The following is a 22,837-nucleotide window of genomic DNA, read 5'->3' as shown; positions in this document are numbered from 1 at the left end:
TTGTATAAATTTTTGGCGTGAAGGGTGCTATTATTGCATATCCAATAACTGATGGAGTGGTGATATTGACTTCAATTTATTTCATGAAAAAGGAACTTGAAGAAGAATTTGGAGCAGAAACCACCAGTATTGGAATGAACTAAAATTTAAATCTTTTAAGGCTTAGTGAGTTTAATAAAACAGATATGGAGCTAAATGACATGGCTGCAGCACCTATTACAGGATTTAAATGTCCTGTTACTGCGATTGGTATGGCAATTATGTTATAAATAAAAGCCCAAAATAAGTTCTGTCTTATTTTTCTCATAGTTATCCTTGAAAGTTCTATTGCCTCCGGTAAGGCTCTTAAATCTTCTTTTAAAAGTACTATGTCACCACTTTCAATGGCAGCATCAGTACCTGATCCCAGGGCAAATCCTATATCTGCTGTAGCAAGAGCAGGGGAATCGTTTATACCATCTCCCACCATGGCTACCACTTTTCCTTTATCTTTTAATTTGGAAATTTCCTGAGCTTTGTTTTGCGGCTGTACATCTGCTATTATATTTTTTATGCCAAGCTTATTTGCAACTGATAGAGCTGTATTTTTATTATCTCCTGTGATCATATAAACTTCTATATTCTTTTTGTTAAGAGATTTAATGGCATCTGCTGAAGTATCTTTTATTTTATCTTGCATGGCAATAACTCCAGCTAAAATATTGTTAACTGCTATCAGCACAGATGTTTTTCCCTGTTTTTGAAGTTTACTTAAGTTATCTTCAAGTTCCAATAAATCCACTGAATTTTCCGTTAAAAAGGTTTCCTTTCCTATAAGAACCTTTTTGTCATCTACAAGTGCAGTTATACCCCTGCCTGGAAAATACTTAAAATAATCCAGAGTACTTATCTCATCTTCATAATTATATTTTCCATATTTGTATATGGCTTCTCCGAGAGGGTGTTCAGAAGGTTTTTCAGCTGCTGCAGCTAAAATCATCAGATCTTTTTCTTTGATGATATTTAAAGATGAAATTTGTTTTTTATTAAATAGAATAATATCGGTAATATGAAGTTTTCCTGTGGTTAAAGTTCCCGTTTTGTCAAATACCACAGTATTGATTTTACAGCATTGTTCTAGCTTTTCACCATTTTTAATTAATATTCCGTTCTCTGCTCCTTTTCCCATTCCTACCATCAATGCAGCAGGTGTGGCGAGACCCAATGCACATGGACAGGATACTACCAAAACTGAAACAGCATGAATTATAGCAATGTCTATAATAAATATCTGCTGATTGAAAATCACAAAATACCATATAATAAATGTAAGGGCTGATACAGTGAGTACAGCAGGTATAAATAATCCTGATACCTTATCTGCAATTTTTTGAATAGGAGCTTTGCTTTCCTGGGCTTCTTCGACTAACTTTATTATGTTTGAGAATACAGTATCGTTGCCAACTTTAGTAGCCTTAAAAGTAAAAGTACCATTTTTGTTTATAGAAGCACCTGTTACCAAATCATCTTTTTTCTTTTCAACAGGTACGCTTTCTCCTGTAAGCATTGATTCGTCAACAGAAGAGTAACCTGTAAGTACAATGCCGTCTACAGGTATTTTTTCACCTGGTTTTACCATTAGAATGTCACCTATGGATACTTTTTCAATAGGAACTGCATGTTCAATATTGTTTTTTAATATTCTGGCTGTTTTGGGCTGGAGCTTGTTCAGGGCTTTTATTGAAGCAGCTGTTTTACTTTTTGCAATGGATTCCAGATATCTTCCAAGAAGTACAAGGGTAATTATAGTAACGGAGGATTCAAAATATAAATTTACCATTCCTAAAGTATATGTTACAGTTTCAAAAAGTGCAATGTATAAGCTGTAAAAATATGCAGCGGTAGTTCCTATGACAACCAATAGGTCCATGGTAAATGCTTTAGCCTTTAATGCATAAAAGGAACTTTTGTAAAATCTAAAACCTATTATGAATTGAACTATAGTTGCCAGTGTAAGCTGAAATTTCCAGTTGTGGAGCTGTGAGGACTTTAATCTTAAAATTTCAATAGTGTTTCCCCACTTGTTAGCTGAATTAGGGTCAAAAGTATTGTGACAGAAACCTGTGGTGCCAAGTATCATGCCTATTATTAATGGAGTACTTAAAATAGCGGATATTATAAATAAATTTCTAAGTTTGTTTCTCTCAATTTCCTGTCTTGTAAGGCCTTTATCTGTATTTTTTTCATTTTCCTCTCCCACGGAGAAACCCAATAATTCTATTTTTTGTTTTATGTCCTCTAAGTTTGTTTTATCATTATCGTACTGAAATTTTGCTTTTTCAGCAGCATAGCTTACATTTATTTTATCTATACCTTCAATTTCAGAAACAGCACATTCTATTGTAGTGGAACATAATGTACAAGTCATACCGTAAACTTTTAATGAAGCATTCTTAATCATTCTACCATATCCTTATAATTTAAGATAAAATTAAAGACCAATAATCCATAGAAATAGATTATTGGTCTCCAGATTTCTGGTCAACGAAATACAATTTCTTGTATTCTAGCATGATGGGAAGTTGGTGTCAATGATTTATAATTAAAAAAGTATTTAGATCAATTAACTGAATATTAATATTTAATTAATAAAATATTGATAATTTCTACATGTAATCTACATATTTTATTCATTGACAATAGACAAAAATTATATTAACATATTCAATAACAATTATATGATTGTATGATTTTGTAGCTAACTAGAAAGCTAGAGGCTGAAACTTTCTTTAAGTATAAAAAGAAGGTTTTGGCCTTTTTCATTTTAAATTTAAGGGGGAATAAAATTATGAAAAGCAAAAAATTAGTGTCTTTAGTACTTTTGGCAGGTTTGACAGCTTCAGTTTTAGGAAATTCTATAAATTCAACAGTTAAAGCAGAGGAAAACAGGGTAAGCAGAATAGGCGGACAGGATAGATATGACACCGCTGCTAAAGGTGCCCTGTCAAATTGGAGCAGTACAGATAATGTGGTATTGGTGTCAGGTGAAGGGTATGCAGATGCAATAAGTGCTTCTGTGTTGGCTAAGAAGTTAGATGCACCTATTCTTTTAACAAATTTAAAAAGTTTGAATCCTTGCACGCAATCTGCATTTTCTGCATTGAAACCAAAAAATGTATATATCATAGGAGGAGACGCAGTAATTTCTAAGGAAATTAGGGAGCTATTAAAGAAATCCTATAATATTATTGAATTAAAAGGAGATGACAGGTATGCTACAAATACAGCTGTAGCTGATGAACTTGTGAAACAGGGAGAGGATGCTTCTGATGTAGTATTAGTTGGAGGAGAAGGATTCTCAGATGCATTGACTGTGGCTTCTATTGCAGCTTCACAGGGTAAAATACTATTGCTTGGTACCAATGATCTGAATAGTATAAAGCCAGTTACGGATTTTGTAAACTCTCATAAATCCAATTCCACTGTAGTTGGTACAACTTCTGTTATAAATGACATTACATATAAGGCTGTCAATGGAGTTAACAGGATAGATGGAGGAAATAATAGATTTGATACAAATCTCAAAGTACTTGATTCATTTAAAAGTGATATAAAATTTGATAAAGTTTATGTGGTAAGTGCCAGTGGAAATGGCTATGCAGATGCCCTTACAGCATCCGCTTTAGCAGGAAGAGATAATTCTCCTCTTGTGTTAGTAGATGAAGAAAATTCTACAGCTACATCAAATGCCTTAAATTATCTAAAGACCAATTTAACTTCCTCATCAAAAGTAGAAATTTTAGGAGGAACGGGAGTAGTTCCAGAAGCCATTGAAAATAAAATAAATACATTAAATGGTTCAGAAGAACAAGTACAGACATTTACGGGATATATTACTACAGAGGATGATTTTGCAGCTGGTCTTAAGGAGGATAGCGCACATATGATACACATGAAAATGATGGCGTTATCCGGACTTGGAATAACTTTTCAAGAAAATGGTGAGTGGGTTTTTTATTATTTTGATGGTAATATATCTACAGATAATAAAGATGGAGAAGGGGGTACATGGATATTTAATGGTACAGGATCGCAGTTAGATGCGTGGAATATAGTTGAAGAACAGATTAAAAGGAATGACGGTTCGGATAAGATAAGTCCTGTACCTGTTATTATAAAGGGAATATTAAAGGGAAATACGCAGACAAATCCTGGACCTGATGCAGATGGTGAAAACTTTCCTGTAATAACTGTAGAATCCATAAGTGCAAATTAAAATTAAATGGGGGGGTGAAAACTGCTATAATTTTATAGTAGAAATGTTAATGAAAATAAAAAAAATAATTATTATAGGAATATCTGTAATTATTTGCATATCTGTATTGGCAATTATATGGAATACAAAGAGTAAATCATTGAAATCATCTGATATTGTTAATACTACTACTAATTCAAATACTAGTAATAAATCTAAAGGTACTGTATCAAAAAATGGAGAAAATTCAAATCAAGTTGAAACTAAATCTTCAGATAAGGCAGAGGATAAAATTCAACCTGAAAGTTCAGCAAATTCCAGCACATCAGCATCAATATCAAAATCTGCAGCAATATTGAAAGCTGAATTGGAATCACAATCTAAGTCAGAATCAGAAAATGCTTCTAATCCACAGCTGCAGACATTTACAGGATATATTACTACAGAAGATGATTTTGCAGCAGGGCTTAAAGAAGATACTGCAGCTATGATATATATGAGGCTAATGGCGTTATCAGGACTTGGAATAACTTTTCAAGAAAATGGTGAATGGGTTTTTTATTATTTTGATGGGAATATTGCTACGGATAATAAAGATGGAGAAGGAGATAAGTGGGTATTTGACGGTACGGGATCACAATTAAATGCATGGAATATAGTTAAGCATCAAGTTGAACTTAATAATGGATCAGATAAGATGAAACCAGTACCTGTTACTGTTACTGGAGTACTGGATGGAAGCATGCAGAATAATCCTGGACCTGATGCGGATGGTAAAAGGTTTCCTGTAATAACAGTACAATCTATAACTAAAAATTAATATGTTGAATGGAGCTTGACTATTTAAAATTTAATACAAACTATACTTTTTGGTAATTTGCCAAATTGCTGAGAAGTATGGTAAAATTTAATTGAAAAGCTATACATATTATGTAGAGGGTAGGGTAGTATTAAAATGTATGAATATGATAAATTGATTTATTTAAAAGAGGAAAAGTGTGTTGGATGCAATAAATGTATAGTTAATTGCCCTGTGATAGGTGCTAACATCGCATATATAGTAGAAGGAAAAAACAAAGTAAAAATAAATGGAGAAAAATGTATACATTGTGGTGAGTGTATAAAGGTATGTGACCATTTTGCAAGAGACTTTAATGACGATACTGAAGATTTTTTTAATGACTTGTCATCGGGGAAAAAAATATCTTTAATAGTAGCACCTTCTATTAGAGTTAATATTGAAAATTATAAAAAGTTGTTTGGATATTTTAAGTCCATAGGTATCAATTTTATATATGATGTTTCTTTGGGGGCGGATATAACTGTATGGGCATATTTAAAAGCTATAAAGGACAATAAATTATCTTCTATTATTGCACAACCCTGTTCAGCTATAGTTAATTATATAGAAAAGTATAATTCGGGGTTAATAGATTTTTTGGCGCCAATTCAGAGCCCAATGATATGTACTTCCATTTATATGAAAAAATATAGAAATATTGCTGATAATATTGCCTTTATATCACCCTGTATAGGAAAGTCAGATGAAATTCACCATAAAAATACTTTTGGGTATGTAAATTATAATGTGACTTTTAAAAAACTTTTGGAGTATCTAAATAAAAATCTTATAAATATAAGTTCTTATAAAGAGTGTGATTTTGATGATATTAAATGTGAATTGGGATTCTTATTTAGCAGACCCGGGGGTTTAAAGGAAAATATCGAGGCCAGAGTTCAGGATACCTGGGTTCGTCAAGTTGAAGGTGAACATTCTGCCTATGACTACTTAAATGAGTATGGAAAGCGTATTGCAAAAGGAGAATCAGTTCCTTTGATTGTAGATATTTTAAATTGTTCTAATGGATGTAATTTTGGAAGTGCCGTACCATATGAGAATAAACTGTCTATTGATGACTGTGACAATAAGTTTAACAATCTGAAAAAAATTAAGCTTCCCAAAAATAATAGATCATTTATAAAAAGAAATAAAGAGGATCTTTCTGGTATGTTTGATAAAACCCTAAAATTAGAGGATTTTATGAGGGTATATAATAAAAATCAGGCTGTATTTGATATAGAGGAACCAACGGAAGTTCAATATAATGAAATATTTAAACGTTTAAATAAATTTACTGAAACACAGAAAAATATCAACTGTTCTTCCTGTGGCTATGGCACATGCAGGGATATGGCAAGGGCAATACATAATGGATTAAATGCATATTATAATTGTATTGATTATAATAAACAGGAAGTCAATCATGAGCAGCAGCTTTTAAATTATAAAAATGAAGAAATGAAGGCATTGGAAGAATTAAATAGATTATCTGAGGAAAAGGTTAAAAATGCGGAGGAATTAAAGAAGAAAGTTTCAGAAATAATACTTTCAGTTAAAGAAGTTACAAAGGGTAATGGAGAAAGTGCAGTAGCTATTGGTAATATATCTAACGATATAGCAGAGGTATTAAATATAACTAATATACTTAAAGATAATATCAGGGAAATAAGGGATAAATTAAATAAATTTTCCAAAGCTTCAGAACAAATTGTAGATATTGCAAATCAGACAAATCTTTTAGCTTTAAATGCTGCTATTGAAGCTTCAAGATCCGGAGAAATGGGAAGGGGATTTTCTGTAGTTGCAGATGAAGTGAAAAAATTATCTTATGAATCAAAAGATGTAGCTTCATCCACACAAAATGATCAAGCTGTGATGATTGGGCTTATAAAACAAATATATAAAGTATCAAAGGTTTTAAATACAAAGATGGAAAGTGTCAATAGCTCTATAAATGATATTTCCTCTGTTACTGAAGAAATATCTGCAAATAGTGAAGAGATTAGTGCAGCAGCTTCCAGTCTTTTAGAATGAGAATGATATTTTACAGCAGTTTGTCTTAAAAGTAAAAAAAATATAACATTGTAAGCCCTATATGGAGTTTAATCTTATAGGGTTTTTATTGTAATTTTTTTATAATGTAGTTGACAAATGCGTACTACAGGTGTAATATATCATTGAAGACTACATCTGTAGTACGAAAGGAGGGAAAATGTTGAGTAAAACACCAAAAATATCTGATTCAGAATGGGAGATAATGAAAGTATTATGGAAAAAATCACCCCTTACTTCTAGCGAAATAATTGAAATTTTAAAAGAATATATTTCATGGAATCCAAAGACTATTCATACTCTCATTAGTAGACTAGTAAAAAAGGATGCCATTGAAGTGAAAAAAGATACACCTTTTTATTTATATTATCCTAAGGTGTCTGAGGAGGAATGTAGAAAAACAGAAACAAAATCTTTTGTCAAGAAGGTTTATAACGGCTCAATTCATCTATTAATTTCTAATTTTATAAAAAACGAAAAATTATCAGAGGAGGAGATAGAGGAATTGAGGAAAATACTAGATGAAAAAGATAGCAGAAGGAGATGATTTATATGAATCTTTCTTCTATATTTAAAATGATTATCTTATCATCTGTCATAGGAAGTGTAATTGCAATTATCATCTTTGTAATAAAAGGGGTGTTTAAAAATAGGCTCAATGCTTTCTGGCAATATTATATATGGTTCTTGCTTATTATAAGATTAATTATACCTACAGGGTTTGAAACTCCTTTAAGTAAATTTAATAATATAGAATTTGCTGCTGAAAAAATTCAGTCACACTCAAATTCATCTAAAACTACCAATGATTTGGAAAGTGTAAGTGAAATTAATTTACAAAATGTCAGTGAAGTTTCAGGGTTAAAATTAAATGAAGAGGGCAGTTTAAAAGAAACAGTATCTAAAGATTTTAACTACTATTTTAATATAGCCAGTATAATTTGGGTGTCAGGTGCTGTTTTTGCTTTTCTTATTATATTATTTATAAATTGTATATTTATATTTAAAGTATATAAACAGCCTTTTTGTGAGGATAAAGATACACTTAAGGTGCTGGAGAAATGTAAATCCATTATGAATATTTCAAGAGATATACCAATAATTTGTGATAGATATGTAAAGGTACCTTCTCTTTTTGGGAATATAAAACCTAAAATTTTAATTAGTTCAGATTTTATACATAGGCTTTCTGTTGAACAGAAAAAGTATATTTTTTTACATGAACTCTCCCATTTTAAAAGAAAAGATATTTTTATAAGCTGGATAATGTTGTTTTGTGGAATACTTAACTGGTTCAATCCTATAATATGGTTTTTCCTTCACAAAATGTGGGAGGATTGTGAATTAGCTTGTGATGCTTATGTATTATCTCATTTAAAAGAGAAAGAACAAGGGGAATACGGCAAGACAATTATCGATATGGCAAAGTTTGTATCAGATATAAAATATATTCCTGGAGCCACAGGGATAATTAAAGGCAATTCAAATATAAAGAGGAGGATAATTATGATGAAAAAATTCAAAAAAAGTCCATATAAATGGTCAATAGCTGTAATTTGTATTTTAATAGCTGTGTGCATAACTGGTATAACCAATGCACCTATTAAAGCTGCAGTGTTAAAAAATGAAGGAGAATTACTGCAAAAAGAACAAAGTAATATAGACTATGTAAATATAGTAGAGGGATTTTTACCTGCAAATTCACAAATTGTAACCTCTGGTAATACAAAGGAAGAAGAGAATATTTTATTAAAGGACTTAGATAATGATGGCCAAAGAGAAATTATAACTGCTTATAAATCATCAGGACAACCAATTAGTGAAGATGAAAAAATAAATTTACTCGTTCTTAAAAAAGTGGGAGAGAAATGGTTTAAAGCTTTAGATGAATCTGGACAGGGCTTCAAATTGGATTTAGTATTAACTGCAGATATAGATGGAGATGGAAGAGAAGAAGTACTTTTAAGTAGAAGAATTGAGGGAACTGCAGGAGAGATTTTTGTGTATCAATGGAATAACAATGTGTTGAGTAAAGTTTCAGATGAGGGGGTATATTATTCTAAGCTAGATATAGTAGATGTTCCAGGAAAAGATATAAAAGATATAGCTGTGTGGCAGCATGATACTGGGGATGCTTACATGATAGATATTTTAAAGTGGAATGGAAAAATCTTTGTTCCAGAAAAAATTGATTGTCCTGATTATTTTAAACAGTCGGTGGTACCTTATTATGAGCAAAAGGTAAAGGAAATGCCAGGAGCTGGCTTTTATTGGTACTACCTGGCAGAGGCGCAATTAAAGTCAGCGGATAAAAAAGGAGCCCTGAAGTCCGCGGAAAAAGGATTAAAGTTAGATACAGGATATCCTCCAAAAGAATATTTTAATGAGATTAAGGAAAAGGCTTCCAAATAATTATCTATTAAATTTAGTAACACTCTTTTATTATATAACAACTCTTTTTTATACTTTTAGCTTCTTTTTTTATAGATGCTGTTTTTTCACCAATGGCCTCAATACTGGAGAAGTTTCCAATATTACCATAGATGCCTGCAATAGATATGGAAGGAAGTGTAAATATATCTTCATTTCCTTTCCTGTCTATATGTTTAATATATCCGTTAGCTTTATCTTTTTCATTTAAAAAATCCAATATACCTGTATCAAATTTTTTAATAATATTTTCACATAATTGTAAACAGTTATCTAAGGAATTTTCTATTATAGAAAAGAAATCATCCCCTCCAATATGGCCTACAAAGCTATTATAAGGAAATAAACCTCCGATTTCTGATCTTATTACCTCAGATGTAAATTTAATTACTTTATCTCCATTTTCAAATCCATAGGTATCATTATAGACTTTGAAATTATCTAAATCAAAATATAAAATGCAGCATTTCTTATTAAAGGAAAGAATATCCCTAAGTTTATTTTCTATAATTGAATTACCAGGCAGTTCTGTTAAGGGATTAAGCTGTTTTGCATAATTATATTCTAGCATTGTAGTATAATTAAGGAGTGTTTTTATGGTAACAATTCCATAATATTTATTATTTTTAGTTACAATGATATAGTCATATATATTATCAATTTCTCGTTCCATGGCAATTTTAGAAACTTGATTTACAGGTATATAATAATCTACTATTATAGGATTGGAATCCATAACCAAAGTTATGGGACGTTTGGAAAAAATAGCAGCACCATATTGAGTTGCAAACACTGAATCTAAAGAATGTTTCATTATAAGTCCCACAGGAAATGTATCATTTACAATGCATGCTCCTGTGATAGTATTGTTATTATGAAAATACTCTTTTATAATCCTACAAGTAGTATTTGTATTAAATGGTTTGTCTAAACGTGTAATCTTACCGATGTAATTATTTGAAGAAGAAATAAATCTGGCATTTTTCATTTTATGATAAGATAAAATAGTATTTTTTACATGATCAGGGATATCTAAAAATGCTCCTGCAGGCGGACTGATAAAATATCCCTGTCCTGCATAAACTCCAAGATTAATCAACGTTTTAAGTTCTTCTCTATTTTCTATACCTTCGGCAATTAGTTTCATATTAGTCACTTCAGATAATCGTACAAAACATTCTATTAATGCTTGTTTAAAAGTATCTTCGTGGATATTTCTAATTAAATCCATATCGATTTTTATGTAATGTGGTTGTATCTCACTCAGCATTTTAAGACCTGAGTAACCGGAACCAGTATCATCAATGGCAATTTTGTATCCTTGATCTATATAATTATTAAGTACGGCTCTGAAATTCTTATAATCTTCTATGGAAGTTTTTTCAGTTATTTCAAAAATTACTATTTCAGAAGATATATTATTTTTTGAAAGAAATTCTTTTGTAAATCCACGCTTGAATTTTTCATCCTTAAAAATATATGGATCCACATTAATAAAGAGAAATTTGTCATCCGGGATATCCGATGCCCTTTCGATAGCTTTTGTCCTGCACAAAAGTTCTAACTCCCAGGTTCTATTATGAAGTTTAGCAGCAGAAAACAATTTGCCAGGACTTTGCAATAAGGAGTTCTCAGGACCACGACTTAATGCTTCATATCCAATAATACTTCCATCTGTTAAAGATGCAATGGGCTGATATACAGTAGAAATATCTGCATTTTCAATTATCTTTAATAGCTCATAAAATTCTTTATCATGGAGATTATTTAATGATTTACATGACATTATACATGCCCCCGAATTATTATATTATTAAAACAAAGTGAAAAATAAGTATATAAGATACTTATGACATAAGTATATCATGTATCGTTGGCGATGATGTAAATTATATGTTAAAATCTTTTAACATAATAAAAATGTAAAGTTATGAATAATTGTGTCGAAAAGTAATGTATTAAAAATTAAGTAATAAAAGACTGTAAAATGATTAATTGGAGGTGAAGTAAATTGATAAAAATTAAAAGTATTAGAACAAGAACTATTATAACTATTCTTCCTGTTACAGTAATGGTATTAATTATATTATCCGTATTAAGTTATTATACTGGAAGAAAAATTATAAGTCAGCAAATTAATAGACAAATATCCTATAAAATAAATGAACTAAAATTATCAGTTAATAACAGAATTGCTTCCCACAGCAGAATTGCTGAAGTTTTAGCAAGAACTGTTGAAATTTCACCAAACACCGTGCCTGAAGATGAATACAAAAATTTGGTACAAAAATATGCTGCAATTAATGAAGATACTTTTGGAGTAGGAGTATGGTTTGAACCTTATAAGTATAAAGAGAATATAAAATTTTTTGGCCCTTATGCATATAAAGATAGTAATGAAGTTGTATATACGGAAAATTATATGAAAGATGATTATAACTATTCTTCTCAGGATTGGTATAAGGCAGGAAAAACCACAAAGAATAAAGTAAGTTGGACTCCTCCTTTTTATGATGATAATACCAAAATTACTATGGCAACTGCCTCAGCACCATTTTTTGATGGAAAGGGCAATTTTATTGGAGAAATTAGTGCGGATATTGATTTAACCAATTTAGAAAAAATGGTGGATGAAATTAAATTTGGTGAATCAGGAAAAGTTTTTCTGACCACGAGTGACGGCTTATACATTGCTGGGGTAGACCGAAAAAAAGTAATGAAATCCAAGATAACAGATGATTCCAAGTTTTCAGCTATCAGCAAAAACATACTAAGTGGAAAAAATGGTAATGCTTCTTATATGGATGGTAATGATAAAAGGATTATCTATTATACACCTATAACTTCAACAAATTGGGTATTGGGCATCACCGTCTCACAGAAAGAATTATATAGTCCACTAAACAGCTTGGTGACTACACTTGTTCTGCTTAGCGTACTTTTAATAATAATTATTGCTGTTGTCATATTTTTTTATAGCAGCTATATTACGAAAAATATAGGTCAGGTTACTAAATTAACTTCTAATATTTGTGATGGAGATTTGACATATACCTTGAATGTTAATTCCCAAGATGAATTAGGCCATATGGCTCAAGATTTAAATAAAATGTCATCAAATTTGAAAACAACTTTTCATTCTATTATCCATAACCTTGATCACATTGTAGGTACATCTGAAGAATTGACTGCAAGTGCACAGCAGACTCAGACTGCTGCTGAACAGGTAGCTGTATCAATACAGGAAGTATCCCATCACATTGGATTGCAAACTAAAGAGACAGGAGATATATCCAAATCAGTCGAGCAAATACATAATGGTATAAAAAATATAAAAGAAAATGTGAACTTAACAACTCAATTATCTTTTGATTCTACTAAAATAGCTCAAAATGGCAGCGATATAATGAATAATGTAATAGAGCAAATGGAGAATATAAGTTTACAAGTTTCTGAATCAACACATGTTATAAATACACTAGGTGAAAAATCTAAAGAAATAGATAGTATCATTACTATAATAAATAGTATATCTGAACAAACGAACCTTCTTGCTTTAAACGCTGCAATAGAAGCTGCTAGAGCAGGAGAACAGGGAAAAGGCTTTGCAGTTGTTGCTGAAGAAGTTAAAAAATTAGCTGAACAATCAGGGACTGCAGCAGGGAAAATTAACAATATTATAATGGAAATACAACAAGATATCACAAGTACAATTATAGCCATGAATAAGGGAAATATATCAGTGGATACGGGGAAAAGTATGGTAAATGAAGCTAGTGATTCATTTAAGAATATAGCAGGCTCTGTTAAAAATGTTTCAGAACAAATGGGGCAAATAGAAGAGGTTATTGGAGGATTATATGGTCATTCTGATAATATGGTGAAGGGAGTACAAAATATTTCTAATGTTTCGACTAAATCTTCTAATTACATTGAAAATGTAGCAGCAGCTTCAGAAGAACAGACTGCCCTTATGAAACAGGTGGCGGGTGCTGCCCAATCATTGACACAAATAGTGATAGAATTACAAAGTAGAATATCTGAATTTAAAGTTAATTAACACATATGGATTATTATAAAAATAATACTGCTGTTCAGATATCTTTAAAAAGTATTTGAACAGCAGCATTTATTTTTTAATTAACAATTGATTTAGTTAATATAAAGCATTATATAATTTTATATCCTGCTGAGCATAGTTACCCCAGCTATTGCCCCCCAATCCATTAGAGTAAGAGCTTGGGTTCCAAAGTAAGGATTTAAAAATGGTATGTATATGGTACCTAGCAGCATAGCTATGGAAGAAGCAGATGCAATACTAGTATACCTATTAGGCAGCGTTGATTTGTTTCTTCTACAATCATAAACATTAGCAAGCTGAGAACATACTAAACTGGAAAAAGCTAAAGTTCTTGCCTTATTTAATCCAGCACCTAATAATATGGAACCTTCAAATATTGCGAAAGTGGTTAAACCTATTCCAATACCTCTTCTAACAATCTGTGATCCTAGTTTCTTATCAATTAATGGTTCATATCTTTTTATAGGTGGATTATCCATAACTTCTTCACTGGAAGGTTCTGTTGCCAGTGCAGAGCCTAGAATACTTTCTGAAATTACATTTACCCATAATATTTGTATGGATATAAGAGGCAAAATTCCTCCTACAGTTGAAGCTAATGCAATAGCTATTATTTCACCTATGCCGCCTGCCAATAAATATCTCATTGAATTTTTTATATTGTTATTTACAGTTCTTCCTTCTTCAATGGCGTTTACTATAGTACAAAAGTCATCATCAACAAGGGTTATAGATGCAACGTCTTTTGCCACATCACTTCCATTGCTTCCCATGGCTATACCTACATTGGCTTCTTTTATGGCTGGTGCATCATTTACTCCGTCACCGGCCATGGCAACCACATATCCAAAGCGCTTAAAGGCTTTTACAATTCTATGTTTTTGTTCTGGTGATGTTCTGGTAAAAATTTGTATTTTTTGAATTTTAGAATCTAGTTCTTCCTCAGTCATATTCTCCAGTTCATTTCCTGACATAACCAATCCGTCAGTTAATAGACCCAGTTCTCTCCCTATAGCAGATGCAGTATTTTTATGATCCCCCGTAATCATTACAACTTTAATACCTGCATTATGACATTTTTGTATGCACTTTTTAACACCTTCTTTAGGAGGATCTTCCATTCCTACCAGTCCTAGAAAGACAAAATTATTATCAATATCTTCGGAAGATTTATTACCTACTTTTTTGTATGCAAAAGCTAAAACTCTAAGAGCATTTTCACCCATTTCATCACATACAGATAATAATTTTTCTTTATCTGTTGATGTTAGCAATCTTTCAACTTCATCATCATATATTGTTTTACACTTTTCTATAATGCAATCTAAAGAACCTTTACAATATGCTGTTTTCCCATCAGGGTTTTCCACCACTACTGTCATAAACCGTCTGTAGCTATCAAAAGGAATTTCTTTTAGTCGCTGATTGGCTTCTCTTATTACATATTCATCTAAATCCAGCTTATGTGCAGCGGTTATTAGTGCTCCTTCTGTTGGATCTCCTTCTATGATCCATTTATTTTCTTTATTTACTAAAGAAGCATTATTACAAACTACTCCTGCAGTTAACAATTTTTCCAAACTAGTCTTTTTTGTTGGATCACCTTCAATAAGGTTAATTTCTCCTTTTGGACTGTATCCTGAACCGGTTACGTCGTATAAACATTTATCTGTATAAATTCTCTTCACTGTCATCTCATTCATGGTAAGTGTTCCTGTTTTATCGCAGCAAATTACATTAGTAGAACCTAAAGTTTCTATTGAATTTAATCTTCTTACAATTGCATTGTGTTTGCTCATTCTCTGTACTCCCAGAGCCATTGAAACAGTTACAATAGCTGGAAGACTTTCAGGCAATGCCCCCATGGAGAAGCTTACGGCCATGGTTAATACTTGAGCTAGACTTCTGCCAGCCAGCAGTGCTCCAAAACCGATAACAGCACACGAAATTAAACATACCTTAGTTAATTTTGTAGTAAAATTTTGTATTTTCAATTGGAGAGGAGTAGCCTCCGATTTTATGTTCTGAAGCATTGCTTCAATTTTCCCAATTTCAGTATTCATTCCTGTAGCCACTACAACTGCTTTTCCTCTTCCACATATTACATCGGTGCCCATAAATAACATATTATATCTGTTTCCTAGTTCAGTATATTTGTTACAGGCATCTATGGACTTAACTACAGCAGTGGATTCGCCAGTTAGTGAAGCTTCTGTAGTTTTTAAATCATTACATTCAATTATCCTAGCATCAGCGGGAATTTTGTCTCCTGCTTCCAGTAAGATAACATCACCAGGTACTAGATGTTTAGCATTTATATGGATTTCTTTACTATTTCTGAGTACCTTAGTTTTATGTACAAGCATATCTTTTAAAGAATATAAAGATTTTTCTGCCTTATACTGCTGGGCTGTTCCAAGTATGGTTTCTATAAGTACTATACCAAGTACAGCTATGGCATCAGGTATTTGGCCTAAAAAAAATGAAACAGCACTAACACCTAAAAATAACTTTACTGAAAATTCATTTAAATTTTTTATAAATTTAGAAATTAAAGAACTTTTCTTTTTTTCTGATAGAACATTTAAGCCTAATTCTTTAATCTTTTCTTTTGCAGTTTTATTGGTTAGACCAGATTGAAAATTTGTTTTAAGCATATTCTCTATCTGGCTTTTATCCATGGTATGCCATGTTGTTAGGCCGTCAGCTGGTGTACTTTTGCTAAGTGGGGGAGTTCTAATATCTTCAAAGGCAATAGACTCTGACATTTCCTCATAAGTTCTATTGATTTTGATTACATTAGAGTTATATTTTATTTTTGACTTTCTTATATAGATGTTAATTTGGCTTTCTATATAGCTTTCTGATACCATATTTTCATCAAATATTATAAGTACTTTGCCTGTTATGGGATTAGCTTTTGCTTCAGCTACTCCTTTAATAGACATAATGAAATTAGTTATTTTTTTTGACATGTTTTCATTTCTATATACAGATTTGACAGGCATTCTTACTCTTTTATATAAAATGTAGTCATCTAATTTTTTGATATTTGCCCTATTGTTAAACATATAAAACACTCTCCCATTATCTTTATTTAAAGTTAATCTAGTATATATCTAAATAAGTTTCCCCAATATTTTGCCAGCTATTCCTTAATATTTTTAAATTTATTTAACATAGATTTTATATTGCTTTTACCTTGTTAGCGTAAAATGAAAATCAATAATCGAACTCCACCTGAATCCAAAAGAATCACTTGATATAAAACTATTGAAATAAAAGGAGATAATTATGATAGATTCAAGTATTTATTTTAAATATTATGTAAGTGAATTTGAAAAAACTTATATTTTGTTAATAGAAAAAGAATTAGACATTTTCTTTTCGAAATGCTTAAAATCAGCTGAAACTTATTCAGTGATTATAGCTGATAAGCCCTTAGTACATAATAAAGAGATGTTTCAGCAACTGGTATTATCTCCTGAAACAATTAAAAATTTTTTAGAAAATATAATATTAAAAATTAATGAGCAATTTAAGAATAATATGAATGGTATATGTGTAAATTATGAATGTATAAATTCATTTGATTTCAATAAGTTCGGTAATTTTCTTGAAAATACTATTAAGAATTTTACAACTACTCAAATAGTGACAAAAGTCAGTGAAAAAATTATGGATTTTACAATCTCATGTATGTTCGATGCATTATTTTCTAACATAGTGATAAATAATTTATGTGAAAAAATAATTTCCGGTAAAAAAATATTGCATAACAATAATCTTCAAAATCAAATAGAGAGACATCAGAGATTAATTTACAAGCAAATAGAAGGATTTTTAATTAATACAAAAGTAAATTTAAGAAACCAGTTAATTAAAGTATATATTACATCTATAAACAGCATTGAGAATATGGAAGAAATAGCTTCAATTGCATAATTAAATTGTAAAGAGCCTTTGGCAGTAGTCAAAGGCTTCTTTGTGAATGTCATAAAAATGATAAGAAAATTAACGTTATATCTAATTCATCCTTTTTGTCCTATTATTTTTATTTCTGCTCATCTCTATTCCTCCAAGGACTATATGTGCTAATCCAAAACCAACTGCTCCAGCGGCAACCAACGGTACTATTTCCATAGCTGTTAAAGCAGCTCCAGTAGCTGTAACTGCTGTTCCCAGAAAGGTTGGGATTGCTCCTCTGCGAACTTTCATATTAAATTCCTCCACACTAATTATTTTAAATTTTATATTATATATAATGCCATTCATTATATTAATTTATGCCTAAAATATTTTATAAAATCATGAATTATTACAGATATATTCTATGGTTAAAATTACCTTGTTCGGGTATAGAAAAAGAAGATCCGAGCATAATAAAATATATATAGTTTAAGGAGGTTGTAAGCAAATGGATAATAACGGGACACATTCAATGGAAGGAAAAAACAGTTCAACAGAAAAAATTGAAGAGCTTCAGAAGAAAATGCAGCAGGAACTTGTTGATTTACAGCAAAGCTATAGTAAAATAAACGAGAAAGTAGAAGAGCTGCAAAATGATAAACTGGATGTAAAAAATAGTATTAAAATTATGAACGATAATTTTAGCCATATGAGTAAAAATGTTGAAAATATATTATCTAAGCTTGATAATATTAATATAAAGGATAAAAAATTAAATGATGATCATATTGAAGATGATAGAATTGATATTTCAATGAAAAAAATAATATTTAATCCTCTAAGAAAACTGGCAGTGGGAACTATAGCTTCAGTTCTTGCAGTAACGGATAAAGTAACTGAACTAACCTGTGGAGCTAAAGAAGGATTAGAGGATATAGTAGCGGAGGTACAGTATCAACGCAGGAAAAAACACATGGCTAACATGGATGAACCCGAAAGTGTAAAATGATCAATTTAAATTATAACAGGATAAAAATTGTATCCTCTCTACCGGGAAGGCTTAGAGCTAATATATCTAATCTCTTTAGAAATGATAAAATAGCGTTTAATATAAAAATTATACTAATCAGATCAAAGGGTATATTTTCTGTTAAACCAAGTAAAGTAACTGGAAATGTCCTTATTAATTATGATACTGCCCATATATCTGAAAATGAAATTATAATTATTTTAGACAAATGTTTGAATATTAAAAGTAAATTAAAGATTGCTGAAGATGTAAATAATGGTTCATTATGTAAAATAATATTCCATGCATTAAATCCTCTATCATTATTTGAGAAAAAACGGGCTAAAGAAATATATAGAAATGAATATATAGGTTCTAAGAAGATAATAAATATTTCATTAATTATGTCGGGTATTACACTTTTAGTTACTAATAGTATATCTAAAGCTTTTTCAGTGTTTATTTTAGGCTATCCGGGAATTTTATTTTCTATAGCTTTAGTTTCATGTTATTATGCATCATCCAAACTAAAATATAATGGTATATATTTTAAAGATTATCATTCTTTTTATTTAATAAAGGATGTAAATACTTTATTGATAGATAGCAGCTTATTTTTAAATAAGTTTTATAAGTACAATAAATCATTATCACATTTAGATAGAATGGATTTTGAGAAACTTATAATACTAAAGCAATTAGAGAATCCTGTTTCTGATAGAATGAAATCAATTATAGAAAATATACGCTTGTTAGGAATTAGCAATATATCCATAATTGGAAATTGTAAAAATGTTGTTATAAACTATATTAGCTATTATTTGGGAATAGATATATTAGATTATGAGGTTTTGAAATATAATGCTAACTATGGTTTTAATAATAAAACAAAAGAAAAAGAAGCTTTTCTGGTTACAAATGAATTTTTAGGAGAATTTCAGGAATATTTATATCATGATCTGGTTATATGCGTATATAAGAATTATGCTGCTATGACAGATATGTTAAAAGGTAATATTAATTTTAAATATAATTATATGGATAAATTACCTTTAATAATAGAACTAAGTCATTTTTGTAGTGAAATAGATATTCAAACTAAAAATGTTGCTTTAACACTGAATATAATTGGAATGTTATTATCAATTATGGATTATTTAAATCCATTAAAGTCCATAATATTTTATAGTTTTAATACTTTGATTTCAATTTTAACTTTAAAATTTAGATTAAAACTTTATAATATCGAAAAAAATAATAATTTGTCATATGTGAAGCACAAGTTATATTTTTATAAATTAATATACTAAAATATTGTTCACAAGGGGTTAGTGTATGAAAGATAATAAGGATAATTCAGCTAATTTAGTATTATTAAATAATAATTTAGATAAAGTAAAAGAAATATTACAAGATTTGTTGATTTCTAGTTTAGAGGAGATTAAAAATAATCCATCCTCTGAAGAGAAAATATTAACATTGTGGTGTAATTCCATAAAAAGTTTTAATGACTTCTTTTTCCAAGAATTTGAGAGGACAAATAATAAGAAGTTGTATAAACGTATAATGAGGTTAGTAATGTTTAAACATTGATAATTATAAATTTTAAAAGCACTTATTTATAGAGTAGAATCAAATTCATAGAACTTTAATCAATAAAAGAATAAAATTGTAATAATTGCCCATGGAGGATTTTAATTATGTTAAACAAAAAATTTTTATATGGCTTTGCAGCTGGTTTAGTTAGCTATAGATTTTATCACAACGTAAAAAATAATATAAGGCCTATGGCCATGAAAATAATAAGAAATACTCTGGCAATTAAGGAAAATACAAGAAGTTTTATTGATGAAATAAAAATAGAAGTGCAAAAGCAAAATAATAATATGTGTAATACAGTTTCTAAAATAGATAGACAAAAGGATTTTAAATTTTTAGAAGAACAAAGGCATACATTGAATAAAATGTCTGCGTTAAAAAAACAGTTAGAAAGTATAGCTGATAAAGTTGATAATTTTTAACTTTAAAAAGGAGGCTGTATCTTAAAATTGAAAGAAGTAAATATATTACCTGGGCGTATTAGATTTAAAACTAATAAAATCTATAGAAACAAAGTATTAGCTAAATATACGGATATATATATTGGAAATATATATGGAGTAAAATATAGTAATGTAAGCTGCAATACTGGAAGTATTCTCATAGTATATGATGAAGCAAAAACAAATATGAAATTAATTAAACATAGTATAGAACAAGTTTTATCATCTAAAATAAATTATGACTCTAAAAATCTGGATTCCTATAATTCATATTATGAGATTAAGCAAAAAACAAATAAAGTTAAGACTAAACTTGTATGGTCTGGTTTAGTCTATTTGTTATTTAGAATTAAAAATTCTATATTTGGGAAATTTTTTATTAGCAGTAGTATAAGGGCGTTAGGGACAGCTTCTGCAATTACTATTGTAGCGGGATATCCTTTTCTCAAAAACGTTTATAAGAAGTTTACAAAACATATTTATTTAAATTCAGAATTCATCTTAAAATTAGCGGCTATGTGTCTTACTGTTTTAAGAGAAAGTACAGAAGGTTTATTATTAATTGCTTTAATTGATTTTAACAATTACATAAAATTATCTGCTGACTTAAAATGTCAGAAATTATTAAAGCATAATATGGTTACCCCTCCTAATACCGCATGGATTATCACAAGTACTGGTGATGAGATGTTAACTTCAATTCATTCAGTAGAGTTAAACGATATTATATATATCCACAAGGGTGAACTAGTTCCAGCGGAAGGAGAAGTTTTAGATGGCAGTAGTTTCATTAGCAATTTTTATCGCACAGGCCAACCCACTGTATTTCCTATAAGTAAAGGAAATACAGTATACCAGGGTACTGTAGTTTTATCTGGTAATTTAAAAGTTCGCATAACAAAAATTCCACAGGTGTCAAATAAAGATGATATCTCTTTTGAACAATTAAATTTAAATAAGAGAGTAGTCAAATTTCAAGATAGAATTGTAGTTATTGCTGCTTTATTAGGAATTACATGTTATATATTTACAAGAGATATATTGAATGTTTTATCAATAATATTGGTTTTGTGCCCGGAATCATCTGAATTAGCTTTAAATACTGGAATAAAAAATTATATTCATTTATTGAGTAAGTATAATATATACCTTAGAAATCCCAACACCTTTCAGAAAATTATAGATACCGACAGTATAGTTTTTGATAAAACAGGTACATTAACTTATGGAAATATGGAGATTATAGATATACAGTCCTTTGATAAAAACTATACTGATGAAGCTATACTTAAAATATGTTCATCCTGTGAAGCATCTAATTATCATCCTATATCTAATACTTTCAAAAGTCAGTTACAAAAATTACATAATATAGATAAAATGCAGGTAGCTGAGGATTCTTTAGTAGAAAATGAATTTTATAGAAATAATTATATCTTAGAAAATGTACAAAATTCCATATTGATACCGTCAAAAGGAGTAAAAGCCGTATACAATAATCATACAGTTCTAATAGGAAATGATGAATTTTTCATGGAAAATAACATAGCTTTAGATAAAGTACTGGATAAATACTTACATTATAAGAATAAGCTATATACACCTATTCTCATTAGCTTAGATGGCAAACTTACAGGCATAATCATAATGCGAGAAAGTATATGGCATAGTTCTTACGAATTAATTCCTAAGCTTAAACTTAAAGGTATAACAAATTTATCTTTATTGACAAGTGATAGTTATGACAGAGGTAAATATGTTTCTGATACATTAGATATAAATAATATCTATGGCGATTGTAATGATGAAGAAAAAGTAAAGATTATAGAAAAGCAGAAAATATATAATATAGTGATGATGGTAGGAGATGGTTTAAATGATGTGTCTGCAATGAGGGCTGCAGATGTAAGCGTGAGCTTTGCAGATTCATCCTGTGATCAAATCAAGTTAAATTCAGATTGTATAATATTTGAAGATAATATGGGTAGATTGAATGATTTAATTACATTGTCTAAAAGTTCTTATAAAATAATAGATATGAATATTAAAATAGCAAATTTATATAATATTACATTTGGCGCTTTTGCATTAATAGGAGGATTCAGTGTATTCGCTGCGAAATCAATAAATACAATAAATTCCATTTTAGTTTTAATTCTTAATGAAAGAATTAAATGGATTTTTCCCAAAATTTAATTATCAATAGTATTTTAGTAAATTTTAATTACATATATTTAAA

17 protein-coding genes are annotated in these 22,837 nt (G+C 29.8%); 13 read left to right on the top strand and 4 right to left on the bottom strand.

Translation table 11 applies throughout. The features are described 5' to 3' along the window. The first annotated feature begins 17 nt into the window (after window positions 1-17). Window positions 18-143, top strand: a complete 126-nt coding sequence (locus CKL_RS21560) for a hypothetical protein (RefSeq protein WP_278184423.1) — start codon at window positions 18-20, stop codon at window positions 141-143. On the opposite strand, the gene CKL_RS10980 is transcribed toward CKL_RS21560, so the two are convergent. After that, window positions 140-2,440, bottom strand: a complete 2,301-nt coding sequence (locus CKL_RS10980; protein ID WP_012102582.1) for a heavy metal translocating P-type ATPase — start codon at window positions 2,438-2,440, stop codon at window positions 140-142. The genes CKL_RS21560 and CKL_RS10980 overlap by 4 nt on opposite strands. A 387-nt stretch (window positions 2,441-2,827) precedes the next feature. Here CKL_RS10980 and CKL_RS10975 point away from each other — a divergent pair, with 387 nt between their 5' ends. The 5 genes from CKL_RS10975 (at window position 2,828) to CKL_RS10955 (ending at window position 9,539) form a co-directional block, all read left to right on the top strand. Then, entirely contained in the window at window positions 2,828-4,255 is a 1,428-nt protein-coding gene (locus CKL_RS10975) for a cell wall-binding repeat-containing protein (protein WP_012102581.1), read from the top strand. A gap of 49 nt (window positions 4,256-4,304) precedes the next feature. Then, complete coding sequence (locus tag CKL_RS10970) at window positions 4,305-5,054, top strand: hypothetical protein (RefSeq protein WP_242649417.1); 750 nt, start codon at window positions 4,305-4,307, stop codon at window positions 5,052-5,054. 135 nt (window positions 5,055-5,189) lie between these two features. Beyond that, window positions 5,190-7,109 carry a [Fe-Fe] hydrogenase large subunit C-terminal domain-containing protein gene (locus tag CKL_RS10965; RefSeq protein WP_012102579.1) on the top strand — a complete coding sequence of 640 codons (1,920 nt, stop codon included), beginning with the start codon at window positions 5,190-5,192 and terminating at the stop codon, window positions 7,107-7,109. Between the two features lie 178 nt (window positions 7,110-7,287). Next, on the top strand, window positions 7,288-7,674 hold the full coding sequence (locus tag CKL_RS10960; protein ID WP_012102577.1) for a BlaI/MecI/CopY family transcriptional regulator: 387 nt from the start codon (window positions 7,288-7,290) through the stop codon (window positions 7,672-7,674). 5 nt (window positions 7,675-7,679) lie between these two features. Further along, complete coding sequence (locus CKL_RS10955; RefSeq protein WP_012102576.1) at window positions 7,680-9,539, top strand: M56 family metallopeptidase; 1,860 nt, start codon at window positions 7,680-7,682, stop codon at window positions 9,537-9,539. Window positions 9,540-9,552: 13 nt separating this feature from the next. Here the strand turns inward: CKL_RS10955 and CKL_RS10950 are convergent, their stop codons facing one another. Beyond that, the gene (locus CKL_RS10950) at window positions 9,553-11,343 is read right to left on the bottom strand and encodes a GGDEF domain-containing protein (protein WP_012102574.1); all 1,791 of its coding nucleotides are present in this window, start codon (window positions 11,341-11,343) and stop codon (window positions 9,553-9,555) included. A gap of 225 nt (window positions 11,344-11,568) precedes the next feature. On the opposite strand from CKL_RS10950, the gene CKL_RS10945 reads away from it, so the two are divergent. Continuing rightward, a complete protein-coding gene (locus tag CKL_RS10945) occupies window positions 11,569-13,617 on the top strand; it encodes a methyl-accepting chemotaxis protein (RefSeq protein ID WP_012102573.1) in 2,049 nt (682 codons plus the stop codon). A gap of 119 nt (window positions 13,618-13,736) precedes the next feature. On the opposite strand, the gene CKL_RS10940 is transcribed toward CKL_RS10945, so the two are convergent. After that, entirely contained in the window at window positions 13,737-16,709 is a 2,973-nt protein-coding gene (locus tag CKL_RS10940; protein WP_012102572.1) for an HAD-IC family P-type ATPase, read from the bottom strand. Between the two features lie 223 nt (window positions 16,710-16,932). On the opposite strand from CKL_RS10940, the gene CKL_RS10935 reads away from it, so the two are divergent. Next, a complete protein-coding gene (locus CKL_RS10935) occupies window positions 16,933-17,583 on the top strand; it encodes a hypothetical protein (RefSeq protein ID WP_012102571.1) in 651 nt (216 codons plus the stop codon). 81 nt (window positions 17,584-17,664) lie between these two features. Here CKL_RS10935 and CKL_RS10930 read toward each other — a convergent pair whose 3' ends face one another. Further along, a complete protein-coding gene (locus CKL_RS10930; protein WP_012102570.1) occupies window positions 17,665-17,856 on the bottom strand; it encodes a hypothetical protein in 192 nt (63 codons plus the stop codon). A 199-nt stretch (window positions 17,857-18,055) separates the two neighbouring features. Here CKL_RS10930 and CKL_RS10925 point away from each other — a divergent pair, with 199 nt between their 5' ends. The 5 genes from CKL_RS10925 to CKL_RS10905 all read left to right on the top strand — a co-directional run bounded on the left by CKL_RS10925 (window position 18,056) and on the right by CKL_RS10905 (window position 22,794). Further along, window positions 18,056-18,556, top strand: coding sequence for a hypothetical protein (locus CKL_RS10925; protein ID WP_012102569.1), 501 nt, complete (start codon window positions 18,056-18,058; stop codon window positions 18,554-18,556). Then, on the top strand, window positions 18,553-19,866 hold the full coding sequence (locus CKL_RS10920) for an HMA2 domain-containing protein (RefSeq protein ID WP_012102568.1): 1,314 nt from the start codon (window positions 18,553-18,555) through the stop codon (window positions 19,864-19,866). The genes CKL_RS10925 and CKL_RS10920 overlap by 4 nt, the downstream gene beginning before the upstream one ends. Before the next feature lie 25 nt (window positions 19,867-19,891). Then, window positions 19,892-20,149 carry a hypothetical protein gene (locus CKL_RS10915; protein WP_012102567.1) on the top strand — a complete coding sequence of 86 codons (258 nt, stop codon included), beginning with the start codon at window positions 19,892-19,894 and terminating at the stop codon, window positions 20,147-20,149. Between the two features lie 107 nt (window positions 20,150-20,256). Beyond that, window positions 20,257-20,577, top strand: a complete 321-nt coding sequence (locus tag CKL_RS10910; RefSeq protein ID WP_012102566.1) for a hypothetical protein — start codon at window positions 20,257-20,259, stop codon at window positions 20,575-20,577. 27 nt (window positions 20,578-20,604) lie between these two features. Further along, window positions 20,605-22,794, top strand: a complete 2,190-nt coding sequence (locus tag CKL_RS10905) for an HAD-IC family P-type ATPase (RefSeq protein WP_012102565.1) — start codon at window positions 20,605-20,607, stop codon at window positions 22,792-22,794. Window positions 22,795-22,837: the final 43 nt, after the last annotated feature.

Origin of the sequence: Clostridium kluyveri DSM 555 (genome assembly GCF_000016505.1) — a bacterium.
GTDB lineage: Bacteria > Bacillota > Clostridia > Clostridiales > Clostridiaceae > Clostridium_B > Clostridium_B kluyveri.
Note: the sequence above shows the minus strand (reverse complement) of the source record. Positions and strands in the feature narration are given on the sequence as shown.

Coding starts and splice junctions, on each gene's coding strand:
- CKL_RS10940 (WP_012102572.1), bottom strand. CDS start 16,709: ATGTTTAACAATAGGGCAAATATCAAAAAATTAGATGACTACATTTTA.
- CKL_RS10975 (WP_012102581.1), top strand. CDS start 2,828: ATGAAAAGCAAAAAATTAGTGTCTTTAGTACTTTTGGCAGGTTTGACA.
- CKL_RS10935 (WP_012102571.1), top strand. CDS start 16,933: ATGATAGATTCAAGTATTTATTTTAAATATTATGTAAGTGAATTTGAA.
- CKL_RS10970 (WP_242649417.1), top strand. CDS start 4,305: ATGAAAATAAAAAAAATAATTATTATAGGAATATCTGTAATTATTTGC.
- CKL_RS10980 (WP_012102582.1), bottom strand. CDS start 2,440: ATGATTAAGAATGCTTCATTAAAAGTTTACGGTATGACTTGTACATTA.
- CKL_RS10920 (WP_012102568.1), top strand. CDS start 18,553: ATGATCAATTTAAATTATAACAGGATAAAAATTGTATCCTCTCTACCG.
- CKL_RS10960 (WP_012102577.1), top strand. CDS start 7,288: ATGTTGAGTAAAACACCAAAAATATCTGATTCAGAATGGGAGATAATG.
- CKL_RS10930 (WP_012102570.1), bottom strand. CDS start 17,856: ATGAAAGTTCGCAGAGGAGCAATCCCAACCTTTCTGGGAACAGCAGTT.
- CKL_RS10910 (WP_012102566.1), top strand. CDS start 20,257: ATGTTAAACAAAAAATTTTTATATGGCTTTGCAGCTGGTTTAGTTAGC.
- CKL_RS10965 (WP_012102579.1), top strand. CDS start 5,190: ATGTATGAATATGATAAATTGATTTATTTAAAAGAGGAAAAGTGTGTT.
- CKL_RS10925 (WP_012102569.1), top strand. CDS start 18,056: ATGGATAATAACGGGACACATTCAATGGAAGGAAAAAACAGTTCAACA.
- CKL_RS10955 (WP_012102576.1), top strand. CDS start 7,680: ATGAATCTTTCTTCTATATTTAAAATGATTATCTTATCATCTGTCATA.
- CKL_RS10915 (WP_012102567.1), top strand. CDS start 19,892: ATGAAAGATAATAAGGATAATTCAGCTAATTTAGTATTATTAAATAAT.
- CKL_RS10950 (WP_012102574.1), bottom strand. CDS start 11,343: ATGTCATGTAAATCATTAAATAATCTCCATGATAAAGAATTTTATGAG.